The following is a 17569-nucleotide window of genomic DNA, read 5'->3' as shown; positions in this document are numbered from 1 at the left end:
CTAGGTTCAGTTTCTATGAAGTGGAATAAGAAGAGACGTGACTTGGTATTGCTGAAATAACTAAAAGCATGCACACGGGTATGCAAACAAAGTAAAGAAAGGACTTATGAAAACAAAACTACTTCCAATCGCACTATTGTGCGGTGCCACAAGCATTATTACTGGTTGCTCAGATTCAGATAACAATGTTGATATAAACGTGCCGAAAGGACCTGATATTCCAAAAGAGGGCACTGCGGTGTCTTTGCGTTTACTAGAAACCACAGATTTGCATGCAAATGTATTGAACTACAACTACTTTTCAGACAAGCAAGACGACAAAGTGGGTCTAGTGAAAACCGCGGCGTTAATCCATCAAGCGAGAAGCCAAGTTAAAAATTCCATGCTAGTAGATAACGGCGACTTGATCCAAGGTAGTCCGCTTGGCGACTATATGGCGAAAATCAAAAACCTCAAAGAGGGAGAAGTTCATCCTGTTTATAAGGCCATGAACACACTAGAGTACGATGTCGCAAATATTGGTAATCATGAGTTTAACTTTGGCTTGGCGTTTTTAGACGAAGCAATCGACGATGCGAATTTTCCCTACATCAGTGCAAACGTGTTTAAGGTTGATGGCGACGAAGATGAAACAAATGATGTTCCGTTGTTTAAGCCTTACCTAATTCAAGAAAAGCAATTCTTTGACGAGAATGACAAACTTCAGGTGATTAAAGTCGGCTTTATCGGGTTTGTTCCACCGCAAATCATGCAATGGGATAAGGCCAATCTTGAAGGCAAAGTGATCGCCAAAGACATCGTAAAAATGGCAAAACACTATGTACCTAAAATGAAAGCTGAAGGCGCGGATATTGTCGTTGCTATTCCGCACTCAGGTCTTGATGTATCTGCCGATAAGCCAATGGCTGAAAACGCATCTTATGCCTTATCTAAGGTGGATGATATAGACGCCATTATGTTTGGTCATGCGCATGCAAATTTCCCAGGTTCGGGCTATGCAGACTTAGCGGCACATGGTGTTGATAACGATAAAGGCACAATCAATGGCGTTGCGGCTGTAATGCCTGGTTTTTGGGGAAATCACCTTGGTGTAATTGACTTAGATATCCAGTTTAAGTCAGGTAAATGGACGGTGGTTGACTCACAGTCAACGCTTAAACCAATCTATGAAACGGATGAAAATCGAAACACGATATCATTGGTTGAAAGCGATGCAGCAATTGAAGCGGTAGTGCATAGTGAGCATGCTGAAACGCGCGCATGGGTGAATGAGCCTTTTGCTAAAATCACCAACACTGTGAACAGCTATTTTGCGTTAGTGAATGACGACCCCTCAATCCAAATCGTGACTGACGCACAAGCATGGTATACAGCAAAAATAGTGCAAGGTACTGAGCTTGATGGATTACCTATTCTGTCTGCGGGTGCACCCTTTAGAGCTGGGCGTGGCGGGCCAGATGACTTTACCGCAATTCCTGCAGGTGATATCGCCTATCGTAACGTTGCAGATATGTACATTTATCCTAACGTACTTAAGGTGTTGAAGCTCAAGGGCAGCGAAGTGCGCGAATGGCTTGAAATGTCTGCAGGCCAGTTCAATCAAATCACACCGAATACTGAAGGCGTTCAAGCGCTGATCAATCCAGACTTTCCTTCATATAACTATGATGTGCTAGATGGTGTGACGTATCAAATTGATGTCACTGAGCCTGCACGCTACGCGGCAAACGGTGAAAAGGTGTCAAACGGTAACCGCATTAAGGCATTGAAGTATCAAGGTGAGTTGGTGAAGGACGACCAAGTATTCTTGGTTGCAACGAATAACTATCGTGCATCTGGTGGCGGTAATTTCCCAAATATTAAGGGAGATAAAATCGTTGTCGACTCGCCAAATGAGAACCGTCAGGTCGTTGCTGACTATATTACTTTTGTTAGCGACCAAAATGGTGCCGCAGGACTTGATCCATCGGCAGATATGAACTGGTCATTTGCACCTGTAGTTGGCGCTAATATTGAGTTCTTTAGTTCAACTAGTGCGGATGCTGAAACCTACAGTCAGCAATTTAATCATATTCTACCTACTGGCAAAACCGACGAACGAGGTTTTGCACTTTATCAGCTGGATTTAACACAACCGCTGAACTAATACACTACGCCGCCATATTTTGGCGGCTTTTTTATCGCTTCTTTTTATAATTTTCAACGGGATTTGACGAATGAAACAAGTAAACTTCAAGCTTAGCAGCGTAGTTTTGGCTGCGGCTATATCCACATCTGTGTTTGCAGCACAGCCGTATGACTGGAATAACCATATTCCAGTTAAAACACCAACCACAAACAGCAATGGTAAGACAGTATTATTTGATGTGTCACACGGTGGCGTGGAGGGAAATGCCGATTGGGTTATTGACGGTGCGTTTTCAGACTTTGCGGATGCATTGGTTAATGAAGGATATACCGTAAAAGAATATCGCGGTGTTGATTTAAACAATGACGGCAAGATTAGATTCTTTGACGACCGTACCTCTCAAAGCAATCAAAATGAAGCGGTTATCAGCTACGATGCGATTAAAGATGCAGATGTCTTTGTATTGGCAGAAACTAACCGTCCTTTCACTCAATCAGAGCAAGCAGCGTTATTGCAGTTTGTAGCGGATGGAAAAGGGATATTTTTTATTGCGGATCATTATGACGCGGATCGTAATCTAAATACGTGGGATGCCACTGAAGTCTTTAACGGCTACAACCGCTCAGATCTGGCCAAGTATAATCTAGGTGGTGAGTACGGTGACTGGCGTAATCCAAAATCAGCAGACATGGGATGGCTTGCAGAAAATTTTGGGATCCGCTTTCGCTTTAATGCCGCTGACTACAAGCAAGGCGTAAGTGGTATTGAGTCTGCGAGCAAAACAGAAGGGATCACACTCGGAGTTACTCCTGTATTGATGGCCGCGGGCGCGACGCTTGCGATTGTAGATGAACAAAAAGCGAAGGGCTTGGTTTATTTTTCACCTTCAGATACACCAGCTAAGTGGCGTCATGCTAAAGATGATGGGCTTTACTTTGGTGGTAGAAATGAAGGCCCGTATGTTGCTATCTCAAAAGCCGGATTAGGTAAAGCTGCGTTTATTGGTGATTCTTCTCCAATTGAAGACGCTACACCTAAATACAAGCGTCAGGATAATGGCAATAGTAAAAAGACGTACCCCGGCTGGACGGACAGAGGTAATGCAGCTGTACTTTCGGTCAACATCATCAATTGGCTAGCAACGCCCGAGTCGTATCAGTACTTTGATGGTACTAACGGTCATGCAAGCGGCGAAGTAACACCTGTGCCAATGGCGCTGCAAGAAATGTCTGATCCAAACAATGGTCAGCCATGGGGGACGCCTGCATCGGGTTTTGATGCGTGGAATACAGATAGCTATAAAAATAACTCTTTCAATGCGCCTTATGGTTCAGGGCAAACCAATCCAGATCCTAATCCCGATCCAGAGCCAACTCCTGATGGCACGATTTCTGTAGCACAGGCACTTGCTGCTTCTGCTGGGTCTAAATTTGCAGTGTTAGGTAAAGTGACAGCCGAAGTAAACGGTATCTATGGCCTATTACTCACAGATACTGCCAACGCATCGCTAAGTATCAACGTAAAGCTTGAATCTGCTCAGCGCAGTGACTTTAACCCGCAACTCAATCCAGAGATCCTTGGTCAATCAGTTATAGTGACTGGTACTCGAGACAGCTATATGGGTGAGGCTGGTATTCGTTATGTAAGCGATATTCAGATTGCACCAGTGGCATTGTCGGTTGAGCAGGCGCTTGCAACCGCCGAGGGCAATGAAATTGAGCTTGTTGGGCGTGTTAAATCTGCACTTAATGATATCTATGCTTTAGTACTTGAGGACAGCCAAAATCCTACTCATACGATAAATGTTAAACTTGAAAGTCACCAGCGTGCTGCATTTAGTCCGCAGCTTAATCCATCCATTCTTGATTCTACTTTAGTTATCAAAGGTGTTCGCTCATCGTATATGAGTGCACCGGGGATACGAGAAGTCAGTGAAATACAAACCGTTGGTACAACGACAGAGCCATCTAGTGATATGAGTGTAGCTGACGTATTAGCGCTAAATAATGGCTCAGCAGTGGTAGTCAGTGGCAAAATCACAGCTGCTGTAAACGATATCTATGCGCTTGAATTAAGCGACGCAACTGTCGTTGGCAACAAGCTATATATTAAGTTGGAAGCAGCTCAGCGTGATGCATTTAGTCCCAAGCTTAACCCGAGTTTGATTGGTAAATCACTGAGAGTTGAAGGAATTAAAAATGATTATATGAGTCATCCTGGTGTTCGTAATGTCACTTCACTTGTATTGTTAAATTAAATCACTGCAATTAACCCCTTAAAGTAGGCATAGCAACATTTATGTCTACTTTATTCCAAGCGTCATTTCTGTATGTTCTTTGTTCATTCATTATTTCACAAACTACACTTTTGAGGTCATTCATCCTGTTTAGATAGTAATGATTTTTATTTGTGTTAGTGTGTCGCGTTATAGTGATATAAACTCGCCAGCTGCAATGCTTAGTCGAGATCAGTAGGTACTTTTGCCAAGTGCTTACGAAAAGGAATAGTGCTTTTAACTTTGGATCAAACTACATGAAATGCGTTTGCTTAATATTCTCTCTTTTATCCTTTAACCTTTATGCTGCAGCGGTCAACGTTGTGGTCACTGATGTAAAGCAACAACAGCTTGAACGAACACTGTCTTTAACTGGCTCGATTAGTGCCGCACAACATGCACAAGTGTCAAGTTTAACCGATGGTGTAATCACTAAGATCTCAGCTGAAGCCGGCGACATTGTTGAAGCAAATGCTGTACTGCTGAGTCTCGATGCAGCTTTAGTAAAAGCTGAGCTGAAAAGTGTAGAAGCTGCACTTGAGCGTGCCAAGGTCGATCGCAACAATGCGATAAGGTTGGTAAAAGAAGCACAGTCTCTGTCGCAGCAAAAATTATTTGCGCAAACAGAGCTTGCTGACAGACAGGCAAAGTTACAAGCATCAGAAGCCTCTCTTTTAGAAGCACAAGCTAAGATAGCTTATCAGCGAGAGCTCGTTAACCGCCATCAATTAAAAGCGCCTTTTACGGGGATAATAGCGAGGCGCACGGTTAATTTAGGTGAGTGGGTGACGCGCGGACAAACGGTGTTTGAGCTAGTAAGTAGCGATATTCTGTGGCTCGATTTGCAAGTGCCACAAGAGTACTTTCAGCTTATTAACCTTGGCCGCGTCGTTAATTTTAGTGTTGCAAGCGCGCCAAGCGTGCAGCATCAAGCTCATGTATTGGCAAAACTTCCTGTCGTTGACAAAACCAGTCGCTCGTTTCTATTAAGATTGGCAATCCCAACAGATGCGCAGTTGCGTGTCGGCGCATCGGCTACGGCAAAACTGCCGCTAATTCGAGCACAAGACCACAGCGTGATTATTCCTAGCGATGCGATTTTGCGTCATCCCGACGGTGGGTTCAGTGTCTTTGTGGCCGTTGACGGTCAAGCAAAGCGGTTAAACGTTCAAATTGGTGAGCGAATTAATGGTCATATTGAAGTTTTATCAGGCTTAGAGATAGGGCAACAAGTGGTGGTTGAAGGCAATGAGTTATTGCAAGAAGGCCAAGCATTAAACATTGTACCGGGTTTATAGGAGCGGGTGATGTTAAGAGCCAGTGTAAATCACGCCATTTTAGTTGCAGTCACGGTATTGATCTGTTCGATATTGGGTATTGTTGCAGCGTTTAAAATTCCGGTGCAAATGATCCCAGATCTTGAAGTAAGAACCATCACTGTGGTGACCAATTGGCCCGGTGCCACGCCACAGGATGTTGAAAAAGAAATACTTATAGAGCAAGAAAGGTATCTTCGCTCACTTGCGAATCTAACTCGCATGTCCAGTTATGCAAATACCGGTGAGGCAGAGATAGAGCTTGAGTTTCCATTTGGTGTCGACGTCAACGAAGCGCTCATAAACGTGAGTAATGCGTTATCTCAAGTACCAAATTATCCTGAAAACGTTGACCAGCCGGTGTTATACAGCAGCGCGTTTTCGAGCAATGCCTTTATGTTTTTTAATCTAAAGCCACAACCGGGAAATCCACTCAATCTTGATATCGATATGCTTCGTGATTATGCCGAAGACTTTATTCGCCCAGAAATGGAGAGAGTCAGTGGAGTATCTCAGGTTGGTGTGCGTGGTGGTGCACTCTATCAAGTACAAATTTTGGTAGATCAAGAACAATTGGCGAGCCGTGGAATTAGCTTAGTTGACGTTAGAAATGCAATACGCAGCCGTAACCAAGATGCCTCTGCCGGCGATATAGACAGTGGTAAACGCCGTTATTTGCTGCGTATGGTCGGCCGCTTTGAGTCAGCTAAAGCGCTAGAAGAGCTGGTAGTCAGTCACCGTGCGGGCACCACAATTAAGCTCAAAGACATCGCTCAGGTAAAGCTTGATCATTATGAAGTGCGCGATATTGCCTATAACAATGGCGAGCGAACCTTAATGCTCTCGGTGAGACGGGAAAGTGGTTCTAACGTGATGGCGATTAAAGAAGAAATGATGGAGGTAGTGGCTCGCATCAATCGTGACATGCTTGCAAGTAATGGACTACAACTGACGCTATTGAGCGATGATGTTCGTTACGTTAAAGGATCTGTTGAAAATGTTTGGACGAATTTAGCGCTAGGTGCGGTGCTTGCGACTCTGGTGATGTTTTGGTTTTTAAAGAGCCCACGCTCGACCTTTATTGGTGTGATGGGCGTTCCAATTTGTACCATCGCGGCATTTTTGGGCCTGTTGCTATTTGACAGAACGATCAACGTGATTTCCCTCGCCGGCGTTGCATTCGCCATTGGCATGACGGTTGATAACACCATTGTTGTACTTGAAAACATAGAGCAAGCCAGACGCCGAGGTCTCGACAAACTTCAAGCAGCCATTACCGGTGTTCAAGAGGTATGGCCTGCGGTGCTTGCTTCAACCCTGACCACAGTGTTGGTATTCGCACCTATTTTATTTATTCAGCAAGAAGCCGGACAGCTTTATTCCGATGTAGCAATAGCTATTTCTGCCGCAATCATCGCTTCTATGTTGGTCGCCTTGTTTGTGGTGCCTGCTGCTAATGCAAATTTTGCCTGTAAGGAAATCTCCAGTGGCATGTTGTCTACGCCTAAACTACCAACGTTTATTCCGGCGATGTTATCAAGTCTACGTGCTCGCATAGTGTGTATTGTATTCGGTAGTGTGTTGTTACTCGGTGGGGCGTGGTTATTTATGCCTAAAGCCGAATATTTGCCAGAGGGAGAGGAGCCAAAAGCGTTCTCTATGATGATAGCGCCTCCGGGCTATAACCTCAGCCATATGCAAAAAATTGCTGATGAACTACTTCCTTATTTAAATAAGCATTTGGAAAACGATGACAGCGATTTTGTATCAGGTAAAACGTCGTTGCCACCTTTAAAATATTATTCGATGTCCGTTGGTGTTGGTAGCATTTGGCTATTGAGTGAACCATACAACCGTGAATACATCGATGAAATGATGGAGGCAATCACGACCAAGTTTAGAAGCTACCCAGGAATGCGTGCATTTTCTTCACGAGGCTCGATTATCTCAAGTAATGATGGCGGTTCAAGAGCAGTGGCTTTGGATATTAGCGGTACAGATCAAACGGCGCTCTATCGGGCAGCAGATGCAGTGTATCGGTTAGCGGGGGAGGTCTTTGATAATCCACAAGTGGATTCTGCGCCATCTTCTCTGACACTCGACCAACCGCTAATAGAAATCCAACCAAGGTGGCAACGGTTGGCTGAAGTGGGTATGAGTGCTGACGAACTCGGCTATACGGTCGCAGCCTTGAGTGATGGCGCGTATGTTGACGAGTTGATCTTAGACGATGACAAAGTAGACGTCTTTTTATTTTCTGAGTCGGGTAATCAGCAAAGTCTTTCGCAATTAGCGCAGTCACCTGTTGTCACTAAAGCTGGACTGATCCCGCTGAGCGCTTTGGCCGATCTACGAGAAAAAGCAGACAGTGATAGTTTGCGTCGAGTTGATGGTCGTAGAACCGTAACTGTATATATTATTCCGCCAAGAAATGTTGCCCTAGAGGAAGCGCAGGAATTAGTAAGAACAGAATTATTACCGCAGCTTCAGAGGCAGGGCGATCTGCTGCCTGGTGTCAATGTGAGTATAGGTGGTGCTGCCGATCAACTAGACAAAACCAAAGAAGCGCTGGGCAGTAATTTTATCGTTGCATTAGCGCTGTGTTACTTATTACTTGTCGCTATCTTCAAGCATTGGGGCTACCCGCTATTTATCATGGCAACAGTGCCGCTTGGCATGGCAGGGGGCTTACTTGGACTAATTACTATTAATGGCATTGGTAGCATAACAGGCACCTTCCACCAGCCTTTTGACATGATCACCATGCTTGGCTTTTTAATCTTGTTAGGGACTGTGGTTAATAACCCTATTTTGATTGTGGATCAAAGCCGCAGAAACCTTGAGAGTACCGCAATGAGTGTTCACGAGGCGGTGATCTCAGCACTACAAACGCGATTAAAACCGATTGTGATGTCAACGATGACAACCCTATGCGGTCTTGCGCCATTGGTGTTCATTCCAGGAGAAGGATCTGAACTTTATCGAGGCGTTGGCATGATAGTGCTTTGTGGTATTGCTATGGCAACTATCGTCACACTCACCATTTTACCCGCGCTATTAGTCAGCTTTTTAAAACGGCCGGTAGAGAGTTCTGTAAGCAAACTTTAACCGCATATTAATCACACTGTGGATATTATGAATGCCTTGCTTGAACAACTCTGTTCTGCAGGGCATTTTTATTGCTAAGTGGTATGAAAGCTTGAATTTCGGGTTTTTGCCCACAGTAAAATAAGATGCGTACAGGTTTATATAATAAAAAGAGCACAACATGACAACTAACATACGCTCTGCAATTATCGCTGAGGGTGGAGGTCAAAAAGGCATTTTTACAGCGGGCGTGCTTGATGCTTTTCTTGAGAAAAAATTTACGCCTTTTGATTTAAAAGTGGGTGTCTCAGCGGGTGCACAAAATCTCGCAGCCTATTGTGCTCGCGCAAGTCAATATGCGCAAACTGCTATCGAATCTCTGACGACGGAGCAGCAGTTTTTCCGTCCCGCGCGATTTTTTACCGGTGGTAATGTCATTGACTTGGATTGGTATTTTCAACAAGTAGAGCACAGCGGCAAAGTACGGTTTCCAACTGAGCCTAACCACCTCACGCCGGAAAGTAACTTTTATGCGGTTGCAAGTCACTTAGATTCGCTTGAGCCACATTATTTGCATACGTGGCACGATAACATGTTTACCCATTTAAAGGCTTCTAGTGCGATCCCTTTTTTATATCGTCCAGGCGTTAAAGTTGCGGGTCACGGAATGATGGATGGAGGCGTGGCCGATCCTTTACCCGTGCGCTGGGCACACAGTCAAGGGGCAAAGACGATTTGGGTGATCAGAACCATTGAGGCACATGACGATGGCAAAATGCCAGTGCTTGAGCGCTTAAAGCCAATCATGCGGCGCGTTAATCAATCTCCTCGAATGTTTGAAATGTATCATCACTATCAAAGTCGCTATGCCGATGCGGTGAACTTTATGAATTCACCACCAGAAGATGTTAACATCATTCAAATAGCGCCCAATAGACCACTGGAATCTATGATTTTAGGCTCAAGCCCTGAGACCTTAAAGTCTGATTATAAATTGGGGTTTGAGCTGGGATTAAAAGCGGTAGATAAATGGCGTGATATGCTTGAAGTCAGTGTAATGTAACAAGCAAGTCTCAGGTTGAGACTTGCTAAGTAACCTGAGCTGCGGATAATTAATGCCTTTCTAGCAGCCAGTTTTAGCGCTAACTGCGTTGAATTCACTTCCAATAGCCAGCTATTGGTGCGTAAATTCGCCTTGCCTACAGGATGTAGGTACCTTAGCGAGAGCAGGACGCGGAAGCGGTGTTTTCCCTAAAACTCTCTGGCTAGAAAAGGAAAAACTAAGTTGTTCTTTAGAAACAATGAGTTGGAACATTCCTTATCCAAACCTCAGGTTAAGTATTATGTGCGTTTAAGACTTGCGAATTGAAATAGAAGTCGCTTCGATATCAATTCGGCCATCTTTGAATAAACCACCGATGGCTTTTTTAAAGTTAGCTTTAGAGGTAGAGAAAGTACGCTTGATGGCGTCAGGATCTGATTTATCGCCTAGCGGTAAATAGCCGCCGCTTTCTTCGAGCTTGCTATAAATGATTTCCGCAAGGTCTTTAACCTTACCTATACCTGGCTTTTCTAACACGATATCAATCTTATCTTCGTCATGAACCGCTTTTACAAAGCCCTTCATGCGCTGACCGATATACATGCGCTTAAACACATCATTGAAAAAGACCAATCCAAAGTGTTTTTCATTGACGATCACTTTATAGCCAAGATCGGTTTTTGCCGCGACGATTAGGTCTACTTCTTCGAATTTTTCGTACTCGGCTTTTGATTTACTCAAAAATTTACCCAGCGCACTAGACGCACAAATACGCTTACTCGCGTTGTCTAGGTAAAGCCTAACCAAATAGCTATAGCCGTCGCGCATTTTCGGTTTTTGTTCATTGAAAGGCGCTAACACGTCTTTTTCAATGCCCAAATCCATAAAAGCACCAACCTTATTGATCTCTTTTACGCGAAGCAGAGCAAACTCACCGACTTGTGCAAGTGGCTTTTTGGTTGTTGCCGTTGCGTGTCCCAAGTTATCTAAATAGATAAATACTTCAACAGAGTCACCTTCTTCGGTGTGCTTTGGCACTTCTGCTCGAGGAAGAAACACATCGCCAAGCTCACCACCGTTTAAATAAGCCCCTTCCGCGGTAAGCTCTTCAATGGTTAACATTTTGATTTGACCTAACATGATTATTCCTCGTCAGTTTGTGGTTTTGGTTTGCGACGCATCGGCATAGTACCGTCAATATCAATTGGTGGCGGGACCACTTTTCTCGGTTGTGATTTTTTCACCGGCTTTTTCTTAGGTTTACTTGTTTGCTTTGGCGCAGACTCTGCAGAGCGATTTTTACTCTGCTGCGGTTTTTGCTTAAGTCCTTTGAATTTACCAACAAGACCAGAGACTTCTTCAAAACGTAGTGGCTCATCAAGATAGTTTTTGATTGCCACATAGCTATCCCAATCTTTGGGGCCAACAAATGAAATCGCAGTGCCTTTAAATCCGGCACGTCCTGTACGACCGATACGGTGGACATATTCTTCTGCCTGCTTAGGCAAGTCAAAATTCATAACATGGGTAACGGAGAGCAAATCGAGACCACGAGAGGCAACGTCTGTGGTAACCAGCACTTTATAAATCCCACGGCTGAAGCTTTCCATAATGTCTAACCGCTTATTTTGCGGCATATCGCCCGACAACGATACCGCTTTAATCGACATCTCATTTAACAGTTTGCTTAATCGGTCTGTGTCGCCACGAGTTGCGGTAAAGATAATGCACTGTCCTACGTCATCTTGTGTGATGAAGTGCTTAAGCAGCGCTTCTTTATGATCTAAATGATCGGCAAAGTAGAGCGCTTGCTTAATGTCTTCATGCTGCTGGTGGGCATTGCTCAACATAATGCGCTTTGGCGATTTAAGTAATTGACGTGACGATGCTTCAACTTGGGTATGGTCTAGCGTGGCTGAAAATAGCAGCGTTTGTCTTTGGCGGTGATCCGCAGAATCATTAATGACGTCCAACTGTTTTTCAAAGCCAAGGTCAAACATACGATCTGCTTCATCAAAAATAAGCAGTTCAAGACCGCCTAAAAATAATGAACGATTTTCAACGTGATCGGCAATACGACCAGGAGTACCCACCACAAAATGCGGGTCGCGGCGTAGCGCTTTTACCTGATCATTGTAGTTTTCACCACCCAAAATCTTACAGACTTGAATATTAGTGCCAGCACACAGTGCACGACACTCAGAGAATACTTGAGTCGCGAGTTCACGAGTTGGAGCTACGATAACAACGCGAGGATCGCGTTTACTCAGCGCTTTTTGTTTCATTACACGCTGTACGGCAGGCAGCAAGAAGGCTAGGGTTTTGCCAGAGCCTGTTTTAGACTGCGCAAAAACATCGTGGCCAGCTAGAGCCGTTGGGATGGCATGCGCTTGGATCTCGGTCGGTTCCGTGATCCCTTGGTGAGCCAATTGTTGTTCTAGGCGCGTATCTATCCCAAGTTCAGTGAATCTCAAGTCAATTTCTCCAAGTCTTGAATTTTAAAAACACGAGATTATACCAAAGCATAGACGCTATCGGATACAGAATTTGTGTTTTTTGCATTTTAATCAAAAATCCGTAAAATACGCGCCTCAGCGCCGGGTTTGCGACTCGGTTTTCGTGCTTTACACATCGTCATGCTTAATGTGTAAGCTAATCAAAGCTTAAATCTAGGAAAATACAATGTCAGAACAATACGTTGTTTGTGCTATGTACAAGTTTGTCTCTTTACCTAACTATCAAGAGATAAGACAGCCACTTCACGATGTGATGGAAGCGAATGAAGTTCGCGGTACGTTATTACTTGCCGAAGAAGGCATTAACGGTACCGTTGCCGGTAAACGTGAAGGCATTGATGCGCTACTTACATGGTTAGACAAACAACCGGGCCTTGATAACATCGTTTATAAAGAGTCGTTCGATGAAACTTGCCCTTTCTACCGCACTAAAGTAAAGCTTAAGAAAGAAATCGTGACCATGGGTGTACAAGGTATCAATCCTAAAGAAGTGGTTGGTACGTACGTAAAACCACAAGATTGGAACGCATTGATTTCAGATCCTGACGTTGTGCTAGTTGATACGCGTAACGACTATGAAATCGAGATCGGTACGTTTAAAAATGCCATCGATCCTAAAACCAAGACTTTCCGTGAGTTCCCTGAGTGGGCGCAAAATAACTTAAACCCAGAAAAACACAAAAAAGTGGCGATGTTCTGTACTGGCGGGATCCGCTGTGAAAAATCGACAGCGTATATGAAAGAGCAAGGCTTCGAAGAGGTTTATCACTTGGAAGGCGGCATTCTAAAATACTTAGAAGACGTGCCAAAAGAAGAAACCATGTGGGAAGGCGAGTGTTTTGTGTTTGATAACCGTGTTGCTGTCGATCATGATTTAAACAAAGGGTCTTATGATCAATGCCATGCTTGTCGTATGCCAATCACGGAAGCAGAGAAACAACTCGAAGAATATATGGAAGGGGTGTCTTGTCACCACTGCCACAAAGACTTAACAGAAGAGCAAGTTGCACGATTTGCTGAGCGCCAAAAGCAAATTGAACTGGCGAAGCTACGCGGCGAAGGTCATATCGGTCATGAAGCACAGGATGCTATTCGTAAGCGTAAAGAAGAAAAGCTAGCGCAAAAAGAAGCGCAACGTCAAAAGCGCTAAAGGTGCATTGTACTAAGAATACATAACAAGGGGACCGGATGGTCCCTTTTCTCAGCTAAACTTTCATTGCAAGCTATTTGCGCAAGCGCCATTCGCTCTGCAAACTTTTCATATTAGGTGTGTAGCCTTTTCTAATTCACGTATTCAAATTCTTTTAAATCTAATTCTGAAATTAAATTAATTCATAATAATCAATGGGATATTCATTATTCTCAGATTGGTGCCTTCCTTGCTTATTCAAAGGCTATCACTGTAAATCTAAAAATTGATTTACGCCGTTAAATTTTTGAAGGAGCTTTATGATGTCAAATACGGTAACCACAATTAATCCTGCGACAGAACAACCCGTTAATGAATATACGTTAATGAGCTTGGACGAGGCGCAAAAGTCGGTGGACTTAGCCAATGACTGTTATTCATTTTGGAAGAAAACCACATTTACGCAAAGAGCACAAAAGCTAAACAGGCTTGCTGATTTAATTGAGCAAAATAAATCCAAGTTAGTCTCACTGATGACCGAGGAAATGGGCAAAGTGACGGAGCAGGGTGAACAGGAAGTTTCCTTGTGTGCTGAAATTTGCCGATATACCGCTGAGCATGGCGAAAAAGAATTACAGGACGAGCATCGGGTATTTGAGCAGGGACATGCCATTATCACTTATCAACCAATAGGCGTGATCTTAGGAATACAACCTTGGAACTTTCCGCTTTATCAGGTTATCAGATACAGTGTTTCGAACGTGATGGCGGGTAATACCACGGTAATGAAACATGCCTCAAATGTATTTGGTATGGCTAAATTAATTGAAGAGCTGTATTTAGAAGCCGGTTTTCCAAAAGGTTGCTATCAATCACTGTTAATTGATGGTGAGACAGCAAGCGAGTTGATAAAGAATCCATATATTCGTGGTGTTACGTTTACCGGAAGCGATAAAGTAGGTAAACAAGTTGCCAAACAAGCTGCTGAGCTTTCTAAAAAAACCGTCCTAGAGCTAGGTAGTAACGATGCCTTTGTGGTGCTGGCAGACGCTGATATTAATAAAGCAGTGTCCGCGTGTATTCAAGGTCGTATTGTCAACAATGGTGAAACCTGCGTTGCCGCAAAGCGCTTTATTATCGTTGATGAAATTTATGACCAATTTAGAGAGGCTTTTGTGGCTGGGTTTAAGCAGCTTAAGGTGGGAGATCCAACCGCAGCAGACACCGACTTAGGTCCTATGGCGCGTAAAGATTTACGTGATGAATTACACCAACAAGTTGAAGCGTCCGTTAAGGCGGGAGCGACTTGTCCACTTGGTGGAGAAATTCCAAAGCAACAGGGGTTTTATTATCCTGTCACCATTTTGGAAGACGTCAAACCCGGTATGCCGGCTTATGATGATGAACTCTTTGGCCCTGTGGCGTCGCTAATTCGTGTGCATGATGAGGCTGAGGCGATGATGGTAGCCAATGATTCACGCTATGGTTTAGGTGGTGGCATTTTTTCTGAAGACACTCAACGTGCCACAGAGCTTGCTATCAAGGAATTTGATACTGGCATGGTGAATATCAACGGTTATTCGCTGGCACAACCAAATTTGCCGTTTGGAGGTGTTAAAGACAGTGGCTATGGTAGAGAGCATGGTGGCTTTGGGATCAAAGAGTTTGTTAACGTGAAAACCGTAATGGTCGCAAGCGCTGAATAACGCAAGCCGTTCTTGATGTTAGTTTTTACGCTGGAGCCAGTAATACTGGCTCTTTGCATTTTAAATTGGTTATAATTCGCGTCCATTTTTTACACTGAGAAAGACACGTGGGCGAAGCAAGCTTAACAACCTTACATTTATTGGCAACCGATCCAAGCGCAGTGGCGCAAGCGGCTGAACTTGCACGTGATGGTCACCTTGTTGCGGTTCCAACAGAAACCGTTTACGGCTTAGCAGCAGATGCAAGGCAACCTGATGCGGTTAAAAAAATCTTTGCAGCAAAAGGGCGCCCAGCTGATCACCCGCTAATCGTACATCTCGCTGACAAGTCTTTGGTCACTGAGTGGGTGGAAACATTACCAGACTATTTTGACGCTTTAGCTGATGCGTTTTGGCCGGGGCCACTGACGATCGTTGCCAAAAAGCAAGCACATGTGAGCGATGTAGTCACAGGTGGCCACCCAACCGTGGGTATACGTGTGCCAAATCATCCTGCATTGCTAGCATTATTGCAGCACATTAACTCCGGACTTGCTGCGCCCTCTGCCAATCCTTACAAAAAAATTAGTCCAACCACCGCCGAGCAAGTGTTGTTTGGATTGTCTGGCAAGGTAGCGGCTGTGTTAGACGGCGGTTCATGTGAAGTAGGACTTGAGTCAACGATCCTCGATGTATCTTCAGACACACCGAGGATCTTGCGAGCAGGCCCTATTACTAAAGCTGCACTTGAAGCGGTGCTCAATATTGAAGTAGACGAGCCCGATGTGCACACTGTAGCCGTCCCTGGTAACGTAAAAGCCCATTATCAACCAAGCAAACCGCTTACCCTGTTGTCAACGGAAGAGTTAGTTGCTCGCCTAAGCGGCCAGTGCGAAGCGAATACCGGTGTGTTGTATTATTCATCGCAAATTGAGCGAATGATCTCTGAGAATTCAGCAAACAACGAGCTGGTGGATCTCAAACTTGGTGCTGACAAAGCCAAGTATGCGCAGGGCCTTTATCACGGGTTACATCAATTGGACCAATCAAGTGCAACCGAGATTTTGTTGGAAGCACCACCAACGGCGCCCGAGTGGCGCGATGTTAATGACAGACTGATGCGCGCGGCCGCACAATAGTCATTATTTGGCGTGGTAGTCTATCGCGCCTAACTCTGCCTCAATCTTTACATAACTTTACCTTACTTTACATGGGCTTAGCTTGCCTTTAAAACGCTGCAAGGCATACTGCATCTTATCGCACTTATCCTGTGTGTTATCGAATAGTTTATCTTGATGTGAGTGATTAACTGTTACACTCAAATATAGCTAAGAACAATGGAAATTATTAAGGTTAATATGTGTAAAGTAACGCGCTTGGTGGTTTTTACGGCCACTATGCTGATAACCAATGCCGCTTTGGCGAAACCTTCGCAAGTGATTGCAGAGCCTATTCAATTTGAAAGCAGTAGCCAGCAAATTCAGGCAGTAGGTAATGCTGAAGCTATTCAATCGGTTATTTTGTATCCCGCGATTGGTGATAGGGTGACTGCGGTACATTTTAAACCGGGCGATCAGGTTAAAGCGGGTACTTTGCTATTGGAGCTAGACTCACGCCGCCAAAAAGCGGCGCTTGAAGAAGCTAAAATTCGTCTTGCAGATGCGCAGCGCACCGTCGACCGTCTAACCGATAGCCAAAAGCGCGGCGCCGTCCCAATTAATGAATTAGATAAAGCGGTAACGGACAGAGACTTAGCAAAGGTCGCCTTGATCCAAGCTAAGAATGAATTAGAAGACCGCCAAGTGATCGCCCCTTTTTCTGGCGTAATGGGACTCACCGACGTTGAGGTTGGAGATCGCATTACCACCCAAACCGCGATTGCGAGTATCGATAACTTTGATAAGTTGTATGTTCAATTTGCGGCGCCGGAATCGGCGTATGGCATGCTTAAATCGACCGATAGCGTGCTGCTGACACCTTGGAATGATAATTCAACACGGATCGTCGCAAAGATAGCGCAAATGGACTCTAGAATAGACCCAACAGCCCGCACACTAAAAATCAAAGCCATCTTTGAAAACCGCAATGACCGTTTTTTGCCTGGAATGAGCTTTAGAGTATCGCTAACGGTATTGGGTGAAGAGTTTGCCGTTATTCCTGAAGCCGCACTGCTTTGGGGCGCAACAGGTCCTTATGTATGGAAAGAAGTAGATGGCAAAGCTAAGCGTATAGATGTCAAAATCCAACAGCGGTTGCCGGGTAAATTGCTGGTATCAGGCGATTTGGCTGCAAGAGAGTTATTAGTTGTAGAAGGGGTGCAACGTCTTCGTCCTGGGCAAGAAATTGCGGTGACGAATGCACTGGCGAAGGAATAAATCGTGACTAAACCGG

The 17569-nt window shown here is 44.5% G+C and carries 11 protein-coding genes; 9 read left to right on the top strand and 2 right to left on the bottom strand.

Going from position 1 to position 17569, the window contains the following annotated elements:
- Window positions 1-106: 106 nt before the first annotated feature.
- The 5 genes from QSH61_RS09600 (at window position 107) to QSH61_RS09580 (ending at window position 9869) form a co-directional block, all read left to right on the top strand.
- Window positions 107-2146 (top strand): bifunctional 2',3'-cyclic-nucleotide 2'-phosphodiesterase/3'-nucleotidase, encoded by a 2040-nt coding sequence (locus QSH61_RS09600; protein ID WP_102056837.1) that lies wholly within the window; start codon window positions 107-109, stop codon window positions 2144-2146.
- 70 nt (window positions 2147-2216) lie between these two features.
- Entirely contained in the window at window positions 2217-4385 is a 2169-nt protein-coding gene (locus tag QSH61_RS09595; protein WP_206473228.1) for a DUF6359 domain-containing protein, read from the top strand.
- A 275-nt stretch (window positions 4386-4660) separates the two neighbouring features.
- Entirely contained in the window at window positions 4661-5701 is a 1041-nt protein-coding gene (locus QSH61_RS09590; protein WP_206473230.1) for an efflux RND transporter periplasmic adaptor subunit, read from the top strand.
- A gap of 9 nt (window positions 5702-5710) precedes the next feature.
- Window positions 5711-8827: an efflux RND transporter permease subunit gene (locus tag QSH61_RS09585; RefSeq protein ID WP_206473232.1), complete on the top strand. Its 3117-nt coding sequence runs from the start codon at window positions 5711-5713 to the stop codon at window positions 8825-8827.
- Window positions 8828-8987: 160 nt separating this feature from the next.
- On the top strand, window positions 8988-9869 hold the full coding sequence (locus QSH61_RS09580) for a patatin-like phospholipase family protein (RefSeq protein WP_102056833.1): 882 nt from the start codon (window positions 8988-8990) through the stop codon (window positions 9867-9869).
- A 288-nt stretch (window positions 9870-10157) separates the two neighbouring features.
- On the opposite strand, the gene QSH61_RS09575 is transcribed toward QSH61_RS09580, so the two are convergent.
- Complete coding sequence (locus tag QSH61_RS09575) at window positions 10158-10988, bottom strand: CvfB family protein (RefSeq protein WP_010379092.1); 831 nt, start codon at window positions 10986-10988, stop codon at window positions 10158-10160.
- Window positions 10989-10990: 2 nt separating this feature from the next.
- A complete protein-coding gene (locus QSH61_RS09570) occupies window positions 10991-12322 on the bottom strand; it encodes a DEAD/DEAH box helicase (protein WP_174168842.1) in 1332 nt (443 codons plus the stop codon).
- Window positions 12323-12530: 208 nt separating this feature from the next.
- On the opposite strand from QSH61_RS09570, the gene trhO reads away from it, so the two are divergent.
- The 4 genes from trhO to QSH61_RS09550 all read left to right on the top strand — a co-directional run bounded on the left by trhO (window position 12531) and on the right by QSH61_RS09550 (window position 17553).
- A complete protein-coding gene (gene trhO, locus QSH61_RS09565) occupies window positions 12531-13514 on the top strand; it encodes an oxygen-dependent tRNA uridine(34) hydroxylase TrhO (protein WP_010379088.1) in 984 nt (327 codons plus the stop codon).
- 302 nt (window positions 13515-13816) lie between these two features.
- Window positions 13817-15199 carry an NAD-dependent succinate-semialdehyde dehydrogenase gene (locus QSH61_RS09560; RefSeq protein WP_010604801.1) on the top strand — a complete coding sequence of 461 codons (1383 nt, stop codon included), beginning with the start codon at window positions 13817-13819 and terminating at the stop codon, window positions 15197-15199.
- 107 nt (window positions 15200-15306) lie between these two features.
- Window positions 15307-16317 carry an L-threonylcarbamoyladenylate synthase gene (locus QSH61_RS09555; RefSeq protein ID WP_206472978.1) on the top strand — a complete coding sequence of 337 codons (1011 nt, stop codon included), beginning with the start codon at window positions 15307-15309 and terminating at the stop codon, window positions 16315-16317.
- Between the two features lie 198 nt (window positions 16318-16515).
- Entirely contained in the window at window positions 16516-17553 is a 1038-nt protein-coding gene (locus tag QSH61_RS09550; RefSeq protein ID WP_206472976.1) for an efflux RND transporter periplasmic adaptor subunit, read from the top strand.
- Window positions 17554-17569 lie beyond the last annotated feature (16 nt).

The sequence above is a fragment of the Pseudoalteromonas sp. JC3 genome, from assembly GCF_030291895.1.
GTDB lineage: Bacteria > Pseudomonadota > Gammaproteobacteria > Enterobacterales > Alteromonadaceae > Pseudoalteromonas.
The sequence above is the reverse complement of the archived record's forward strand: the minus strand, read 5'-3'. Positions and strand labels throughout refer to the sequence as shown.

Bases quoted from the DNA above. Each gene is read 5' to 3' on its own strand.
- QSH61_RS09600 (WP_102056837.1), top strand. From the start codon at position 107: ATGAAAACAAAACTACTTCCAATCGCACTATTGTGCGGTGCCACAAGC.
- QSH61_RS09595 (WP_206473228.1), top strand. From the start codon at position 2,217: ATGAAACAAGTAAACTTCAAGCTTAGCAGCGTAGTTTTGGCTGCGGCT.
- QSH61_RS09590 (WP_206473230.1), top strand. From the start codon at position 4,661: ATGAAATGCGTTTGCTTAATATTCTCTCTTTTATCCTTTAACCTTTAT.
- QSH61_RS09585 (WP_206473232.1), top strand. From the start codon at position 5,711: ATGTTAAGAGCCAGTGTAAATCACGCCATTTTAGTTGCAGTCACGGTA.
- QSH61_RS09580 (WP_102056833.1), top strand. From the start codon at position 8,988: ATGACAACTAACATACGCTCTGCAATTATCGCTGAGGGTGGAGGTCAA.
- QSH61_RS09575 (WP_010379092.1), bottom strand. From the start codon at position 10,988: ATGTTAGGTCAAATCAAAATGTTAACCATTGAAGAGCTTACCGCGGAA.
- trhO (WP_010379088.1), top strand. From the start codon at position 12,531: ATGTCAGAACAATACGTTGTTTGTGCTATGTACAAGTTTGTCTCTTTA.
- QSH61_RS09560 (WP_010604801.1), top strand. From the start codon at position 13,817: ATGTCAAATACGGTAACCACAATTAATCCTGCGACAGAACAACCCGTT.
- QSH61_RS09550 (WP_206472976.1), top strand. From the start codon at position 16,516: ATGGAAATTATTAAGGTTAATATGTGTAAAGTAACGCGCTTGGTGGTT.